Origin of the sequence: Propionispira arboris, assembly GCF_900109225.1 — a bacterium.
GTDB classification, from domain to species: Bacteria; Bacillota; Negativicutes; order Selenomonadales; family Selenomonadaceae; genus Propionispira; species Propionispira arboris.
The window spans coordinates 199,343-215,868 of sequence record NZ_FNZK01000004.1; the positions used below are offsets into that span (position 1 = coordinate 199,343).

Below are 16,526 nucleotides of genomic sequence, written 5' to 3' on the forward strand. Positions count from 1 at the left end.
GTATACCATAGGAGTTTCTTTATAGGGTAAGTTGATATTTCTTTTAACAGATATAGTTTTAATCTATAAGTAAACGGATATTTTGTGAGGCATAGCAGGACACGATTTCTTTTAAAGCTTGGATGTAAATTTGACCAAGTTTACCAGGTAATCCTTTGGTATTTGTAATCCAGCCGACACAAATTGTTTCATCGACATCCAGGGGAATTGGCACGATATTATCCCCATTAAGATCTGCACTGACGATACCGGTCGAGATGGTGTACCCGTTCAATCCGATGAGTAGATTAAATAGTGTTGCCCGATCACTGACTTCAATGTTTTTTTTGTGAGAGAGGGTACTTAAGATTTCCTCAGAAAAATAGAAAGAATTGTAGTCACCTTGCTCAAAGGTCAGGCAGGGATACTCATCAAGATCATGGAGCGAAGCTTTTTTTTTCTTAGTCAGCGGATGTGTACTGCTGACAAAAATATGCGGAGATGCTTCAAACAAAGGGTGAAACGAAAGGTCATTTTCTTTTAAAAGTTTTTCAATGATTTTTTTATTGAAGTCATTGAGATAGAGGACACCTAGTTCACTTTTTAGATTGTGAACGTCTTCAATGATTTCATAGGTTCTGGTTTCACGAAGTTTAAACCGATATTCATCATGCCCATATTGACGAATCAATTGAACAAATGCATTCACTGCAAAGGCATAATGCTGTGTTGAAACCGAAAAAATTTGTGGGGATGGTTTTGCATTCAGGTAACGCTGCTCTAAAAGCTGGGTTTGTTCAATGATTTGTCTGGCATAGCTTAAAAATTCAGCGCCTTCAGAGGTAAGGTGTATTCCTCGAGTCGTGCGTGTGAAGATCATAATATTGAGTTCGGTTTCAAGTTCTTTAATTGCCGAAGACAAACTGGGTTGTGTGATGAAAAGTTGTTTACTGGCTTCGTTTATAGAACCGCTGTTGACGACTTCGATGATGTATCGTAATTGTTGTAAAGTCATGATTGCTCCTTTGGTTTCATGTTCTTGCTTTATTTTATTATACTGCAGAACAATTTATCTGCGAAGGGGTGGCAGACATTTTATAAAAGAGTATAATAAAAAAACGGGACCTTGCGGTTCCGCTTTTTTTATGAGAAAGATAAATTAATGGCAGTGATTTTCGCCAGCGCCGCATTGATGGTCTGCGCCTTCGTGATGATGGTTGCACATACCTTCTGGTTTATCTTTTAGTGTACCAGCAAGGTATGCTGTAACTGCTGCGTCGATATCGCCTTTGCTGCCGGAAATAAGTGCGATGTTAGCTTCCGCAAGAGCATTGCGAGCTCCGGCACCAATTCCTCCACAGATTAAAAGATCGATTTCATTGCTTTGTAAAAATCCAGCTAAAGCCGAATGACCACTGCCCGATGCATCAATGAGTTTGCGGTTTATTATTTTATTGTTTTCGATTTCAATGAGCGTAAAGAAGGGACAAGAGCCAAAATGTTGAAAAATTTGATTTCCTTCAGTTGTAATAGCAATTTTCATAATTGTATCCTCCAAGTTTGATTTTATTTTTGTAATAAGCTGTTTATTCTTTTTGTCATCGGCAAAATTGCAGCGATGACATCGGCTTGTATTTTTGCAGGCATATTCATTTACGCTGTAGTTGCCACCGGTGAGGTGAATACCTTTACCAGCAATCAATGCTTCAGCTGTTGCCCGGTGAGCCCGGTAAAGGATGCGCTGCAGCGTTCCTCGTGAAACCCCCATCATACCGGCGGCTTGTTCTTGATCCAACTCTTCCAAATCGCAAAGACGCAACGCTTCGACAGCATCAATAGTCAAGGTTACATAGCCATCCGCATTCTTATCCGGGGTGAATATTTTATTTTCTGGCAGCATACAAACGCGCCGACAGATACTGTTGCGGGCTATAATGAATCGCCTCCTGCTTATGTAATTTAAAAACTTTATAATGTGCATATGCTCTATTGCTAGTATAGTGAGCATATGCACATTTGTCAAATAAAACTTGTCTGAAAAAAACGCCCTGCCTGGGCAGAGCGTTTAACGTGTTAGTTTTGTTTTAATTTTCTGGTGCAGTGGATATTTTATCCGCTATAATCGCTGTAGCCATTGCATCACTGACATTGAGAGCCGTGCGTCCCATATCAATCAAAGGTTCAATGGCAATCAATAATCCGACAAGTCCGACAGGCAGACCCATTGTGGATAGAACAACGAGTGATGCAAAAGTTGCACCACCGCCAACTCCGGCAATCCCAAAGGAGGCGAAGGTAACGACAAGGATTAACTTGATTAAAAAGAGAGGTGCTAATGGGTCAATACCAACCGTTGGTGCGATCATAACGGCTAACATTGCCGGATAAATGCCGGCGCAGCCATTTTGGCCGATACTTACTCCGAAAGAGGCGGCTAGATTTGCAATACCCTTTGAAACGCCAAGTTTATTGGTCAAAGCCTCAACGGTGAGGGGGAGTGTACCAGCACTTGTCCGTGAAGTAAAAGCAAAGGCTAAAACCGGTGCTGCTTTTTGGATATAAATGAGTGGGTTAAAGCCACTTAGACTGAGCAGAATGAAATGTACGATGAACATGATAAAGATGGCTGTATAGGAAGCTATAACAAACTGGACAAGCTTTAAAATGTCTTCCAAGTTACTAGTGGATATGAATTTGGTTATTAAAACTAAAACACCGTACGGGGTGATTTTGAGGACAAATTCGACGACTTCCATTACGATATCTTGTAAAGATTCAATGGCATTGGTTAAAAATTCTGCAGATTGCGGTTTGTACTGTCGGATTTTTAAAATACTGATACCGAGTAGAATAGAAAGGAAGACGACCGATAAGGTAGCAGAACTACTTTGACCAGTTAACGCATAGAAGACGTTTGTGGGAATGATTTCGATCAATTGCTGCTGAATTGGTTTTGCTTGAAAATCAGTCAGCTTGGTTTCAATTTTTTGTGAGGCACCGATTTCAGCATTACCAGCTTCCATTCCATTTGCGGATAAATTAAAACCGATTGCCGAGCCAGCTCCGACGGCAGCCGCAATGGCGGTCGTAAATAAAAGAATTCCGATAATCAATAGGCCGGTTTTGCGAAAGGTCTTTAAATCTTTGGTTTGAATAATCGACGATGTAATGGAAACTAAAACGAGTGGAGTAACAATTAAGGTAAGCAAACGGATATAACCAGAGCCGACTATGTTGAGCCAGTTGTTTGTTTCCTTAATGATAGCAGAATTTGCACCAAAGATAAGATGAAATATGGTTCCAAGTATAATACCGGCGAATAAACCGCTTAAGACACGTTTTCCAAAACTGATTTCTTTTTTTTGCATTGTGTATAAACCAATAAAAACAAGCAATACGATAAAAATATTAAATAGAACACTCATCATGATATACCTCCAAGGGTAAATAAAGTACCCGTAAATTGATAGTTCATACTATAACATAATATCTTGGAAAAATCAACAAAACATATATGATAACAATACATTATAAATTTATAGTATTATTACATTTGATTTCGTAGTATGATAGTATAATTAATGAGTCTGTGTTTTAGTTTGTGAAATGTCTTCTATATCATCCCATGCCTGACGATTGCCATATAGAATATTTAATGCAACTTAATATAGCAATAGATAATAGTGTAGAGCTTTTAGTGATTCGATTTTAGCTTTAGGAGGTGTTCTTTTGAGTAAAAAGATTTTTTTGATTTTTTTTACATTGTGTTTACTATGTGTGCCAACTGCATCTGCTCAGTCGCAAAACTCATTGTCAGCACTTAATGGAAAAACGATTGTTATTGATCCGGGACATGGCGGCAGCGATTCTGGTGCCATTGGCCCCTCAGGAATTTTAGAGAAAAATGTTACGCTGGCGGTGGCATTGAAAGTTAAAGCTATCTTAAATGATGCCGGTGCTGTTGTGATACTTACAAGAAGCAGCGACCGCGATGTAAGCAATATAAAAAATGCCGCGGATGCACAAGAACTGCAAGCCAGAGTAGATGTGGGCAATCAAAATCAAGCCGATGTATTTTTAAGCATTCATGCCAATGCGTTTTCAAGTCAAGCAGCACATGGCACAGCAACTTATTATTATAGTGGTTCATCAATGGGGTCCGTTTTGGCAGCGGATTTGCAGGCTGAACTCGTGCGTGCCGGGGGGCTGGCAGATCGTGGCAAAGCCACGGCAAATTTTTATGTATTAAAGCGTACCAATATGCCTGCTTCTTTAATAGAAATGGCATTTATTTCGAATCCGCAGGAAGAACAACTGTTAAATTCTGCTGGATTTCAGCAGAAGATAGCTGAAGCTATTTGTCGAGCTCTCAATAGCTTTTTTTCCTAAGCATTATAAACAGATTGTTCATTATCGCTTAAAGGCGAAAATCTTTACAATAAGAAAAGTCACGGGAACACCGATAATAGCTGCTAGCAGATAAGAAAAAACAGGTGGAAAGTTCATATAATTATAAAAGAAAAGTACGACGATATTTTGAATTATGAAATTTGGAATATACGACAAGCAGAACCGTATGTACTTATCTTTTTTCCAGGACTCTTTAAACACAAATTTGCAGTTTAAATAGTAAGCAATAGATAAGCTGGTAAGATAACCTAAGATAAATGATGTATTTGCATCAATTTTATATAAAGAAAAAAGGTAGGCAAAAAAAGTTCCATTGAATGTATTGATGCAGCCGACAATTAGAAATAAAAGAAATTGTCGTGACAGGAAGTGCTGTTTTAATTTTCGAATCGTAAGCATAATGAGTTCATCCTTATAAGTTTTATCTCTCTGCATTATCATAGTTTTGCATAGTTTTGTCAATTTTGTTTGAACAAACATGGTGATAGGTTGATGATATGAGTGGAGTGCGTTATAATTTAAAATAGATAAGATTTAGAATAATAAACAAGCTGTTGATGATAGAATATAGTTTCTCCAGTTCTTTTCAGAAATCTTTTTTATACTTTTAGCAAGGAAAGATTTAGAGTTTGAGATTAGACTCAGATCAAGCAGGAGGTACGGAGAATTTGTCTACAAAGAAACATCTTAGCATTATTCTAGTATTGGGAATTTATTTGTTTTTTCTTGGGAATCAGGGGATTTTTATTACAGATCCAGTGGAGTCCAATTATGCTTTAACTGCAAGTGAAATGGTACAGTCGGGAAATTATATTTCTCCACAGATTTATGGTACGTACTGGTATGATAAACCAATATTTTTTTATTGGCAGCTGGCTTCTGCTTTTCAAATATTTGGTACTAATGAATTTGCTGCCAGATTTTGGCCAGCGGTAATGGGGATTTTGGGACTTTTAATGACCTATGTATTTACCAGAAAATTATATGATGCAAAAATTGGACTTTTTGCGGCTTTGATTTTAGGTACATCTTTTGAATATTGGTTGATCTCAAAAACAGTTATTACGGACATGTCATTATTCGTATTTTTTAATGCTGCATTGGTTTGCTTTTATTTGGGGTATGGTAGTGAAAAAAAACAATACTATTATGGAGCTTATTTGTTTGCAGGGTTAGCTACGTTGACGAAAGGACCCATTGGTTTTTTGCTGCCCGGGCTTATTATTGTATTCTTTATGCTGTGGCGCCGTAATTTTGCGGAATTGAAACACATGAAATTACTTAGCGGAAGTTTGATTTTGGTTTTGGTCGGTGGCAGCTGGTACTATATTATGTATACAATCCATGGTACGATATTTCTGGAAACTTTTTTGGGTATACATAATTTTCTTCGAGCTACTGTATCAGAACACCCCAAAGATAATGTTTGGTATTTTTATATTGTCATGTTTTTTATTGGGTTTTTCCCATGGGCCTTTATAATGCCTATGGCTTTAAAAAAAATCTGGACACAAAAAAAATGGCCGGAGCTTGATGAAAAAACAGGCTTTTTGCTTATTTGGCTTTTCGTTGTGTTTGCTTTTTATCAAATTGTGGCAACGAAATATACAACGTATACGTTTCCTTATCTTTTGCCAATTGCTATTTTGGCAGCACGCTTTTTAGCAGAGCGTTGTAAATTTATTATGAAGATAGTGGCCTTTAATGTTGTATTTTATACCGTTTTGACTTTTTGGGTAGCTATACCCTATTGTCAGCAATTTTCAGCGAAGACGGCAGCTGTAATCGTGGCTTCAGCGAAAGAGCCGGATATGATTGTCGGCAGTTATGGCGATTATCACACGTCAGCCGTCTTTTATGGACAGACACAGATTTATCGTATGGAAAAAGCGAAAAATATTAATACGATGCTTCCGAAGGCTATGAGCTGGAGCAGTAAAAACGTTATGCCGTTTTTGGCAGAAGAAAATCTTGCTGATAAAAAAAATGTTCTAATGCTGGTTGATGATGACAGTGTGGACCGCTTTAAAAAGGATATGGCAGGAAATTGGCTATTGATAGGACAAGCAAATCAGGAGTTTTTATTTCGGAAACAATAATAATTAAGAATTATATAAGTTGAATTAGATAATTTTAATACAGGTGCAGCAGTCTGTAACAGGCAATTTTTAGTTTAACTTCTTTTATAGAAATAAAATGGTGGCGAGAGTAATGAAAATAATATCGATTGTTGTGCCTGTCTATAATGAACAGGAAAATATAATACATTTTTATCGTGAAATATGTAATGTCATGAAAACGACAAATTATGATTTTCAATTGTTTTTTGTAAATGATGGATCGAGTGATGCCAGTGCAGAGCTGATACGTGAATTGGAAGAAAAGGATACACATGTTAAAGGCTTGTTCCTGGCACGCAACTTTGGACATCAAGTTGCTTTGACGTGTGGTTTGGATCATGCAAATGGGGATGCAGTGATTACGATGGATGGTGATATGCAGCATCCACCTGAACTGATACCGCTTTTGCTGGAAAAATGGGAAGCTGGATATGAGGTTGTTCAAACGATTCGTGAGACAACAGAAGGTGTTTCCTGGCTCAAAAAAATGACATCAAGTTGTTATTATAAAGTTTTGAATAATATGGCAAATATACATATTCAAGAAGGCGGCTCTGATTTTCGTTTAATGGATCAAGTTGTAGTACGTAGTTTTCGTCGGTATAAAGAACAGGCACGATTTATTCGTGGCATGATCGGTGCAATGGGCTATAAACAGACACAAATTGAATTTGTTGCACCAAAACGATTTGCTGGAACATCCAAATTTTCGCCACGTAAGATGCTGCATTTTGCCTTGGATGGAATTACTGCTTATTCAAATTTACCATTACGCTTATCACTTTATGGTGGACTTTTATCGGGGTTGATTAGTTTTTTATTGGTGCTGCATGTGTTGTTTATCAAGATTTTCACCTATGATGCGGTGCCTGGCTGGGCCACGATTGCTGCAAGTATTTTGTTTTTAGGCGGTATACAATTGACGGTATTAGGCATCATCGGGGAATATATTGGTCGGATTTTTGCGGAAGTCAAGCAAAGACCCCTTTATTTATTAGAACGTGAACCAGAAAATGAAATAGAAAAATAAAGTTTGTAGGTAATTCGTATAAAATGAAGATAGCAGATTCAAGCTGTCTTCATTTTATTTTTATAATTATGGAGGTGAAACTATGAGGGTTTTGTTGGCAGAAGATGATCTGGTTTTAGGTAAGTTAATTCAATATATGCTCAGAAAACAAGGAATTTTAACGGATTGGGTGCAACGTGGTGATGCAGCTTATCAGCAAGCGCTGGAAAATGAGTATGATATTGTTATTTTGGATTGGATGATGCCTGTTGAAACGGGTATAAGTGTCTGTCGCCGCTTGCGGATGGTCGGTTATCAACCTGCTATTTTACTCCTTACGGCACGTGATGCGGTCGAAGACAGAGTTACGGGCCTCGATGTTGGGGCGGATGACTATCTGGTTAAACCGTTTGAAAAAATGGAACTTTTAGCTCGCTTGCGGGCTTTGATGCGCCGTACACAAAACAAATTACAGCAAGATATTATACAGCTGGGACAATTTACCTTAAATCGGACATTAGAAATGTTATTAGAAGATGCTGTTGAGATTAATCTCTCACCGCGTGAGTTTCAACTTTTGGATTTATTGGTACAAAACAAGGGCAGTGTTGTACCACGTGAAGTTATTTTTGACCGGGTCTGGGGCCGTGAAAGTGAAGTTGGGCTCAATTGTATTGATTTTTACATAAAATCATTACGGAAAAAAATGAATTTGAGCAAAGAAAAGCCATTGATTCATACTGTACGCGGGGTTGGGTATAAATTGGAGGAATGATTGTATGTTTAAAAAAATGCGCCGCAAACTGACCGTTTTTTATGCGTTGATTATGGCAGTTTTTTTTATCGGTTTGGTTTTTGGTATGTACAAAACCATGCAATGGTCGATTACCTCTGAACAGGAACGAGAAGTCTTACTGTTTGCGGAAGAAGAGGCAAATGAACATGTTTTTTTATTTAACCATATGACAAGTTTTGAAGCTGAGCAACAAAACTATCAAGAAGGCAGCGGCAGAATGTATGTTTATGCCTTTGATATGGAGGGGAATTTAAGAAATGCTTCAAGACCTTCGCCACAATTAGAAGCAATTGTTCTCGATAAAATTGCTCAATGGGATACACCAGATGGGCAAGTTATCGGGATTTCCGAAGCGACTCATTTTAAATGGACTTATAATGTGATGATGACAGCAAAACCAATCATGGAAGATGGTAAACAAATTGGGACCGTTTATGTTGGCCGGGATGTTACCGCCGTGTATAACGGCTTACATAAAGCTACACTGGTTTTAGTTCTTATTGCAGTTTGTGCACTTTTGGCAGCAGTGTTGGTTGGCTATTTGATGGCAGGGAAGGCGATTGTCCCGCTCAAAAATGCGTATGAACAGCAACGCCAATTTGCTGCGGATGCATCGCATGAATTACGCACACCACTTAGTATTGTCTTATCCGCTATTGAAATTTTAGAAGAGGAACCTGAAATTAAAACACCATTTGTTTTTGAGATTTTGAATGATATGAAAGATGAAGTCTTGAAGATGACAAATTTAGTTGGTGGCTTGCTGGTACTGGTTCGTAGTGAACAGCCTGGACAGAAAATCATCAAGGAAACCTTTAATTTGACTTTGGCCGTGGAACAAATCCTCCGAAAAATACAGCCGCTGGCTAAGAAAAAAGAAATTCATATAGATTTTATCAATAAACCAATCGTTGAAGTGCATGCCGAATCAGGGAAAATCAAGCAGCTTCTTTTGATCTTACTTGATAATGCAATAAAATATACACCCGATCAAGGGCGCGTTGAGGTTAAACTGCAAAAAAACTTGGAGACGAATACAGTTAAGATATTTGTTGCGGATACAGGTGTTGGGATTGATGCAGCGAACCTGCAACAGATTTTTGAACGTTTTTATCGTGTCGATAAAGTAAGATCAAGAGTTTGTGGTGGTAGTGGTCTGGGGTTGTCGATTGCCAGAGAAATTGTCAACATACATAATGGTACGATTCATGTCGATAGTACTATTGGCAAAGGGTCAACTTTTATTGTCGAACTACCAGAATTTTAAAATCTATAAATAAAAAATTTACACAACAAAAAACTGCTCGCCTGAGCATCGCGAGCAGTTTTTTGCTGTGTATTTTATATTTGGAGAGCTTAATGAAAAGCTATAAATATAATATAACATAAATGAAAATGATTTTCAATATCAAAATTTAAAATATTTTATATTTTTTTGATTCTATATATAATGCATTAAAGAAATCACATCCTATCAGTCTGCCAGGAATGGGATATAGGGCATTGCCATATAAAATTAATGCACATAATATAGCGAAAAGTAAAGGGAGAAAACGTTTTTTGGCGAATTTTACTTTAAATTAGAAATATTTCATTCTGTATATATAGAAACGGGGCTAATGTGGTGAAATTATTACAAAATTTTTATTTGTTTAAACGCTTTTTTACGGGAGCTCTTTTAGTTTGGCAAATTATTTTAGGTCGTGCCTGGATTTATTTACAGGGGTTTGGTCATGATAAAACATGGATGAATCAAAAATTATTGCAATTTTATGGTGAGATGGCTCATAAATTTCGGCTGACAGCTGTTTCACTTGGTGGACTCTTGATTAAAGTTGGACAGTTGCTGAGTACAAGGGTGGATATATTCCCGCAAAATGTCTTAGATGAATTATCTTTATTGCAAGATGAAGTACAGTCCGTTCCCTTTGATAATTTGCGAATGGTGCTTGAAGATGATTTAAAGGTCAGTGTCAATGATATCTTTGCATCGCTGGAACAAATTCCTTTGGCATCGGCTTCTTTGGGGCAAGTCCATGTCGGAAAACTCCATACGGGGGAAAAGGTGGCAGTCAAGATTATGCGGCCGGGGATTGAAGCGATTATTCATGTTGATTTTCGTTTAGTTTATCTTATGATGCAGCTTTGTCGGTTTTTGACAAATTGGTATGATTTGATGGATGTGAATAAGGTATATAGAGAGATCCATGACACAATAGAACGAGAACTGGATTATGTGCAAGAGGGTGAAAGTGCCGAGCAGATGGCCGCTAGTTTTTCAAAAATACGGCAGATTCGGTTCCCGAAAATTTATTGGCAATATACGGCTAAACATGTACTGATTATGGAATTTATGGATGGTATCAAAATTAATGATTATTCGCAAATTGAAGCAGCTGGTTTGGTTCGCACGAAAGTTGCGCAAAAAGTATGGGATGCTTATGCGAAACAGGTTATTGAAGATGGATTTTTTCATGCAGATCCTCATCCTGGTAATTTAATGGTTGATATAAAAGGAAATATTATCTTTTTGGATTTTGGTATGATGGGGCGCGTGAGTGCTAAAAATCGCCGTTTGTTTATTGAGTTTGCCAGTGCCGTAATGCAGGCGGATTATTCTCAGATTGTTCATTGTTTAAAAAAGATTGGCTTTTTACTAGCTTGGGCTGATACGGAAATAGTAGCACAAGCGCTTGAAAATTTTTGGGAGGCAATGCTGGCAGATCGTAAACAAGCATCGGATCGTGAAATGCGGGCTGCTGCCGAACAGCTTCGAAAACTCTTATATGAACAGCCTTTTCAAATTCCTTCAGAGTATACTTTTTTAGGGCGTGCGTTTGGCATTTTATATGGTATTTGCCGTGGGTTAGATTCTGATTGGAATCTTTTGGAACAGTTCAAAAAATCTATGCTGAATTTGTCGGAACATGAAGATACAAAGGCTGAAATTAAAGAACAGGCAATTCGTATCGTTACATCAACAGCCGAAATTCCTACATTGGCAGCGCGGTCACTGCGGCGATGGGAAGAAGATGGGATGCTGGTTCGTTTTCCCGCACAGCAGATTCGGGAAAACAGTAAAACGGTTGCAAAAGCATTACATATCTTGAGCTGGAGTATTGTTTCAGCAGCATTGTTTGTTGCTGGTTCATACTTATATGTACAAGGTTTCTTAGGACCAGTGGAAGGTGCATTGGGACTTAGTGTCTTGGCTTTCGGCTATGCTGTGATTTTATTAAAAAAAGGATAGGAATAGTTCGCTAGGGGAGGGTCATCGTAGCTTTTTTATGATGATTCGTTTTTATTGTAAAATTTATGCATATATTGAATTTTCATAAAATACCATCAATAACGATATCTTTTTTTTATCGAAGTATAGATAACAAGTATTTTCATCTTTATTTTATATGTGTTATCATTTAGAAATAAATTTTATACATGAAAATATGATTTGAAAATTGAACAATTTATTGTTCTCGTTCGATTTGAATTATATGGGTTTGTATTGGGGTGTTGAGTTCATGAAGTTGTTTAAGATTGTTTGGCAAGTGGTGATTTTATGTGCAATTAGTTTCGGAAGTAATCTTTTTGTAGCATATACTGGCATAGATTTTCCCGGGAGTATTTTAGGAATTTTATTATTATTCGTTTTATTGTATTTTAAATGGCTGCCATTGGCTTGGATTGAAAGTGGTGCAAATTTTTTGATTGCAGAATTATTACTGTTTTTTATTCCGGCAGCTGTAGGAATTATCCAATTTCAGGATATTTTAGAATCGGGATGGTCCGAGTTATTGACTTCAATTGAAGGCAGTATTGTTTTTGTCCTTATTTTTGTGGGTGTGGCGACAGAGTGGATTGTACGTCGCAAAGAACGGAGTAGTGAAATATGAGTTTAATGATTCTTTATTTATCTTTAACATTAGTTGTTTATATTCTTTCGAAAAAACTTTATCGACGGACACAGCATATGCTGTGTTCACCGCTGATTATTTGCCCGATTATTCTTTTAGGAATTTTAGTTATGTTTCAGATTCCTTATGACAATTACGCAAAGGGCGGCAAGTGGTTATCTCTGATGCTTCAACCGGCAACCGTTGCTTTGGCTGTACCGCTCTATAAATACAGAGCAACCGTCAAAAAGCATTTGACTGAAATTTTAGTTGGTGTAACGGGAGGTGCGGCTGTAGCGATTGTGACATCTCTTTTGATTGGTCGTTATATGGGGGCAGATTTACAACTGATGGCTAGTATGGCACCACGCTCCGTTACCGTGCCGATGGCGATGAGTATTTCGGAAATCATCGGGGGAAATCCTTCGCTTACAGCCGTTTTCGTTATTTTGACAGGTATAACTGGTACGCTTTTTGTAACTTTTATGTTAAAATATGGTACGGTTTTTAAAAGTCCAATTACAAAAGGTATGCTTTATGGTATTACGGCACATGGTACGGGTACGGCTAAGGCTTTTGAAGCCGGTGAAATGGAAGGCGCGATCTCCAGTTTGGCGATGATTTTCATGGGGATTATTACCACGTTAATTGCTCCAGAAATTGTTAATATCTGTTTTTCACTATTAGATGTTTAAATAAAAGAACATAGCTGCATTGATTTATGTATTTAAGAAACATAAATCAATGTAGCTTTTTATTTACAAAAATTTGTAATCTTCATAAGTTCTTAACAATTCCTGCATGTAGAATGCATATTTGCTCGATATAATTAAACCAACAAGAGCAAAAGGAGTGTTGGAAAATGGTTATGACACATTATATGGAATTACTGGCAAGTAATCAGCCGTGGAATTTGATTTTGTTTATGGTAATTCCGGTAGGCTTGGCAGAAGCATTGGTCGCAACAGAATTTTTTACCGTTTATCTGAAAGACCAAAAAGAAAGTGCCTGGCGCAGCTGGAATAAATATCTTGGTATAGTAGTGGGATTTTATTTTACCGGAGTTTTTCTATATTTGATGGTCAATGTAGTGCCAACAATTGAATGGCGTGGCTTTGCCGATGTTTTAGCGGTAGGTGCTTATTTAAGCGGAGTGATACCGCTTTTGAGTATAGCTTTGCTCGAACTTGGTGTGATTGGCAAAGGTAAATCAGAGCGTGAACATATGAAGCTACATTTTATTTTGTTGATTGGTTTTTTAGTTGTAAGTCATGTGGCAATGATATTTGGCATGGTCGATCCAACCATTACGGGATGGAATCAGTCTCAGAATTCAGGTCAAATGATGAATCATGGGAATATGGACTCTATGCATATGAATAAATAAATATAATAAGAAAATAAGGTGAAATCTTTCAATAGAGATTTCACCTTATTTGGATTTCAGGAGTCATACATAGGATTTCTTTTAGTTGATGGTGAATTTATGGTAAAGAGAGAACTAAAAAAATTACATCCAGTCTATCAGTTCTGCCGATTGCCATATAAAATGTTTAATGCCATATAGATATGAAATAAAAATATGGGAGGAAATGATTTATGCTTCAACATTCTGTACTTATCGTTGATGATGATGTCAAATTAGTTGAACTTTTACAGACGTATTTTGAGCAGGAACAGTTTCTTGTTTATACAGCTTATGATGGTCTGGAAGCTATTGAACTTGTCAATAAAAGAAAGCCAGATATCATGATTTTAGATATTATGCTGCCAGGGATGGACGGACGTGAAGTTTGCCGAAAAATCAGGCAGCATAATGATGTGCCAATTATTATGTTAACAGCTAAAGATGATGAGTCGGATCGGTTGGTTGGCCTTGGTATCGGCGCGGATGACTATGTTACAAAACCGTTTAGCATGAAAGAGGTGGTCGCCAGAGCTAAGGTGATTTTACGCCGGATACATGGTGAAGTAGTAGAGAAAAAAACAGTATTACAGTTTCGAGAGATTATGATTGATTTGGACCGTCACCAGGTGAAGCGTTCAGGTGAAGTAGTGGATTTGACGCCAACCGAATTTAAGCTGCTGGAGGTTTTGGCTAGAGCACCAGAACGCGTCTATAGTCGATTTCAATTAATGGAGAATACGCAAGGGTATGCGTTTGATGGTTATGAACGGACGATTGATGCACACATCCGAAATTTGCGACGAAAGTTAGAGCCGGATTCACGAAATCCTCAATATGTCTTAACCGTGTATGGAGTTGGTTATAAATTTGCGGGGGAATCACATGTTTAAAATGAATAGTATTATATATCGGATTACAGGGCTGACTTTTTTGTTGATTATGATAACTGTGGTTGTTTTAATTTATCTGGCGAATGTACAGATGACCCAATTATTTCAAGAATATCTTGTTTTACAGCATAATGGGCAGCCTGCCATGTCAATGGGGTTATCGGAAAATCATTTTTTAACATCCGTGCATGAATCGCTTTTATGGGTTGGTCTGGTAATTGTATTGATTGGATTGCTGGCAAGTTATGTGTTAGCTAGAAGCATAACGATTCCGCTGCGGAAGTTAAGTAGTGCCGCTGGCAAAATAGAAAAAGGTGAATTAGAACAGACAGTTTTGGTCAAAGGAAAAGATGAAATTGGAAATTTGGCGAAAATATTTAATCGAATGTCACAGGTGTTGGCTACAAATGAAAAAATGAGAAAGGAATTGTTGGCTAATATTGCCCATGAGCTTCGTACACCTTTATCGATTATTCAAGGTAATTTAGAAGGACTGATTGATGGAGTGATTTCACCAACTGCAAATCGATTTTTTTCGATGCAAGAAGAAATGATGCGATTAAATCGTCTCGTGACCGATTTACGAGATTTATCGTTGGCCGAAGTACATCAGTTGGAGCTGAAAAAGACACCAACCGATATGAATAAAATCATCAGTCGGGCCGGAGCTATGATGCAGCCACTTGCTGATGAAAAAGAGCTGAAGCTATGTTATGATTTGGCTGAAAAATTACCGGTTCTTATGATTGATGGAGATCGTATTAATCAGGTGATTTATAATATTTTAGGCAATGCTATACGTTATACGCTGACGGGGGGAGAAATCCATTTGAAAAGCAACATAAGGAAAGACCAAAACGGGACGGTTTGGGTTCAGGTCGTTGTACAGGATAATGGGCCAGGTATTGAAAAAGACGATTTACCTTATGTTTTTAATCATTTTTATCGAGGCGAAAAATCGCGCAATCGGCAAAGTGGTGGATCTGGTATTGGTTTGGCGATTGCCAAACAATTTGTTGAAAATCATAATGGAGAAATTTCAGTGAGCAGTGACATTGGAAAAGGAACTCTGTTTTCAATTTCACTGCCAGTTGAAGGCTGAAGTTAGCAGTGAAACGAAAAAATCCCGCCGACAATAATTTGTCGACGGGATTTTTTTATAAAATGATGTTTTACAGCCAATCGATAATGGCTTTTTTACGGGCCACGGTACGTGGATATTTTACGGATGGATAACCGAAATAGATACAGGCGGCTACTTGTTCATCATCTTTCATTTGGAGAAAGGAGCGGGCATTCTCGTTTTCATTGAGACCGCGTTCGCTGTAGCCGCTATAACAAGCACCAAGATCCAAACTATGAATCATGAGTTCCATGCTTTCAGCTGCCAGCGTTCCATTTATAGGATTGCATATGCTGCTGCCACAGATAATGATCACGGCGTGTGGTGCATTAAATGTTAAAGTACTGTACTGTGTTTCATTTTTATATTTTTCGGCTGTCTGAATAAGAGCTTCCGAGTTATATTTATGTCCACCGGCAGCTAATCCCTCAACAACCAAGTCACGCAATTTGTCCATTTGATTGGTAATAATGACGTATCTTGTTGCTTGGATATTGCAACCGGTTGGCGTGAAACGACCAGCTTCGATGATTTTTTCTATTTTTTCTTTTTCGACCTTTTGTTCTTTATAATAACGAATCGAGCGGCGCGATTGGATCAATTTCAGTAAATCATCACTGGTGATTTTTTTTATTGCTTTTGTATCCAAGATTTCTTTTTCATCTAAGGATGGAATTGAGATTGCGCCTACCGGGCAAATTGCTGCGCAGTGTCCGCAGACCAGACAGGCTTCTTTGATCATTTTTGCTTTACCATCTACGAGATCAATGGATCTTACTACACAGTCTTTTTTACATAGACCGCAGCCAATGCAAAGTTCTTCATTAATTATAATCATAAACTACACCTCCGAACAGATAGACGCAGATAATGTTTATTTATTGCATACTTTATAAAA

16 protein-coding genes are annotated in these 16,526 nt (G+C 37.7%); 11 read left to right on the forward strand and 5 right to left on the reverse strand.

Annotated features, from left to right (window positions below; genetic code table 11):
- Window positions 1-58: 58 nt before the first annotated feature.
- From BMY14_RS05730 to BMY14_RS05740, 3 genes are all read right to left on the reverse strand, one after another.
- Window positions 59-994 carry a LysR family transcriptional regulator gene (locus BMY14_RS05730; RefSeq protein ID WP_091830005.1) on the reverse strand — a complete coding sequence of 312 codons (936 nt, stop codon included), beginning with the start codon at window positions 992-994 and terminating at the stop codon, window positions 59-61.
- Between the two features lie 144 nt (window positions 995-1,138).
- Window positions 1,139-1,987, reverse strand: coding sequence for a NifB/NifX family molybdenum-iron cluster-binding protein (locus tag BMY14_RS05735; RefSeq protein WP_143063141.1), 849 nt, complete (start codon window positions 1,985-1,987; stop codon window positions 1,139-1,141).
- A gap of 76 nt (window positions 1,988-2,063) precedes the next feature.
- The gene (locus tag BMY14_RS05740) at window positions 2,064-3,407 is read right to left on the reverse strand and encodes an L-cystine transporter (protein ID WP_091830009.1); all 1,344 of its coding nucleotides are present in this window, start codon (window positions 3,405-3,407) and stop codon (window positions 2,064-2,066) included.
- A 301-nt stretch (window positions 3,408-3,708) separates the two neighbouring features.
- Here BMY14_RS05740 and BMY14_RS05745 point away from each other — a divergent pair, with 301 nt between their 5' ends.
- Entirely contained in the window at window positions 3,709-4,368 is a 660-nt protein-coding gene (locus BMY14_RS05745; RefSeq protein WP_091830011.1) for an N-acetylmuramoyl-L-alanine amidase family protein, read from the forward strand.
- 21 nt (window positions 4,369-4,389) lie between these two features.
- Here the strand turns inward: BMY14_RS05745 and BMY14_RS05750 are convergent, their stop codons facing one another.
- Entirely contained in the window at window positions 4,390-4,869 is a 480-nt protein-coding gene (locus tag BMY14_RS05750) for a GtrA family protein (protein ID WP_342741760.1), read from the reverse strand.
- Window positions 4,870-5,057: 188 nt separating this feature from the next.
- On the opposite strand from BMY14_RS05750, the gene BMY14_RS05755 reads away from it, so the two are divergent.
- From BMY14_RS05755 to BMY14_RS05800, 10 genes are all read left to right on the forward strand, one after another.
- On the forward strand, window positions 5,058-6,488 hold the full coding sequence (locus tag BMY14_RS05755; RefSeq protein WP_091830014.1) for an ArnT family glycosyltransferase: 1,431 nt from the start codon (window positions 5,058-5,060) through the stop codon (window positions 6,486-6,488).
- Between the two features lie 112 nt (window positions 6,489-6,600).
- Complete coding sequence (locus BMY14_RS05760; protein ID WP_091830016.1) at window positions 6,601-7,539, forward strand: glycosyltransferase family 2 protein; 939 nt, start codon at window positions 6,601-6,603, stop codon at window positions 7,537-7,539.
- An 82-nt stretch (window positions 7,540-7,621) separates the two neighbouring features.
- The gene (locus BMY14_RS05765) at window positions 7,622-8,293 is read left to right on the forward strand and encodes a response regulator transcription factor (protein WP_091830018.1); all 672 of its coding nucleotides are present in this window, start codon (window positions 7,622-7,624) and stop codon (window positions 8,291-8,293) included.
- A 4-nt stretch (window positions 8,294-8,297) separates the two neighbouring features.
- Window positions 8,298-9,581, forward strand: coding sequence for a sensor histidine kinase (locus tag BMY14_RS05770; protein ID WP_091830020.1), 1,284 nt, complete (start codon window positions 8,298-8,300; stop codon window positions 9,579-9,581).
- A gap of 357 nt (window positions 9,582-9,938) precedes the next feature.
- Window positions 9,939-11,564: an ABC1 kinase family protein gene (locus BMY14_RS05775; RefSeq protein WP_091830022.1), complete on the forward strand. Its 1,626-nt coding sequence runs from the start codon at window positions 9,939-9,941 to the stop codon at window positions 11,562-11,564.
- Between the two features lie 271 nt (window positions 11,565-11,835).
- Window positions 11,836-12,207, forward strand: a complete 372-nt coding sequence (locus tag BMY14_RS05780) for a CidA/LrgA family protein (protein WP_177177492.1) — start codon at window positions 11,836-11,838, stop codon at window positions 12,205-12,207.
- On the forward strand, window positions 12,204-12,902 hold the full coding sequence (locus BMY14_RS05785) for an LrgB family protein (RefSeq protein ID WP_091830026.1): 699 nt from the start codon (window positions 12,204-12,206) through the stop codon (window positions 12,900-12,902). Before BMY14_RS05780 ends, BMY14_RS05785 begins: the two co-directional genes overlap by 4 nt.
- Window positions 12,903-13,069: 167 nt before the next feature.
- Window positions 13,070-13,594: a DUF6803 family protein gene (locus tag BMY14_RS05790; protein WP_091830028.1), complete on the forward strand. Its 525-nt coding sequence runs from the start codon at window positions 13,070-13,072 to the stop codon at window positions 13,592-13,594.
- A 212-nt stretch (window positions 13,595-13,806) separates the two neighbouring features.
- Window positions 13,807-14,505 carry a response regulator transcription factor gene (locus BMY14_RS05795; protein ID WP_091830030.1) on the forward strand — a complete coding sequence of 233 codons (699 nt, stop codon included), beginning with the start codon at window positions 13,807-13,809 and terminating at the stop codon, window positions 14,503-14,505.
- 1 nt (window position 14,506) lies between these two features.
- On the forward strand, window positions 14,507-15,607 hold the full coding sequence (locus BMY14_RS05800) for a sensor histidine kinase (protein WP_342741761.1): 1,101 nt from the start codon (window positions 14,507-14,509) through the stop codon (window positions 15,605-15,607).
- A 70-nt stretch (window positions 15,608-15,677) separates the two neighbouring features.
- On the opposite strand, the gene BMY14_RS05805 is transcribed toward BMY14_RS05800, so the two are convergent.
- Entirely contained in the window at window positions 15,678-16,466 is a 789-nt protein-coding gene (locus tag BMY14_RS05805) for a nitroreductase family protein (protein ID WP_091830035.1), read from the reverse strand.
- Window positions 16,467-16,526 lie beyond the last annotated feature (60 nt).

Coding starts and splice junctions, on each gene's coding strand:
- BMY14_RS05800 (WP_342741761.1), top strand. CDS start 14,507: ATGAATAGTATTATATATCGGATTACAGGGCTGACTTTTTTGTTGATT.
- BMY14_RS05760 (WP_091830016.1), top strand. CDS start 6,601: ATGAAAATAATATCGATTGTTGTGCCTGTCTATAATGAACAGGAAAAT.
- BMY14_RS05780 (WP_177177492.1), top strand. CDS start 11,836: ATGAAGTTGTTTAAGATTGTTTGGCAAGTGGTGATTTTATGTGCAATT.
- BMY14_RS05765 (WP_091830018.1), top strand. CDS start 7,622: ATGAGGGTTTTGTTGGCAGAAGATGATCTGGTTTTAGGTAAGTTAATT.
- BMY14_RS05795 (WP_091830030.1), top strand. CDS start 13,807: ATGCTTCAACATTCTGTACTTATCGTTGATGATGATGTCAAATTAGTT.
- BMY14_RS05750 (WP_342741760.1), bottom strand. CDS start 4,869: ATGTTTGTTCAAACAAAATTGACAAAACTATGCAAAACTATGATAATG.
- BMY14_RS05790 (WP_091830028.1), top strand. CDS start 13,070: ATGGTTATGACACATTATATGGAATTACTGGCAAGTAATCAGCCGTGG.
- BMY14_RS05730 (WP_091830005.1), bottom strand. CDS start 994: ATGACTTTACAACAATTACGATACATCATCGAAGTCGTCAACAGCGGT.
- BMY14_RS05735 (WP_143063141.1), bottom strand. CDS start 1,987: ATGCTCACTATACTAGCAATAGAGCATATGCACATTATAAAGTTTTTA.
- BMY14_RS05785 (WP_091830026.1), top strand. CDS start 12,204: ATGAGTTTAATGATTCTTTATTTATCTTTAACATTAGTTGTTTATATT.
- BMY14_RS05770 (WP_091830020.1), top strand. CDS start 8,298: ATGTTTAAAAAAATGCGCCGCAAACTGACCGTTTTTTATGCGTTGATT.
- BMY14_RS05805 (WP_091830035.1), bottom strand. CDS start 16,466: ATGATTATAATTAATGAAGAACTTTGCATTGGCTGCGGTCTATGTAAA.
- BMY14_RS05740 (WP_091830009.1), bottom strand. CDS start 3,407: ATGATGAGTGTTCTATTTAATATTTTTATCGTATTGCTTGTTTTTATT.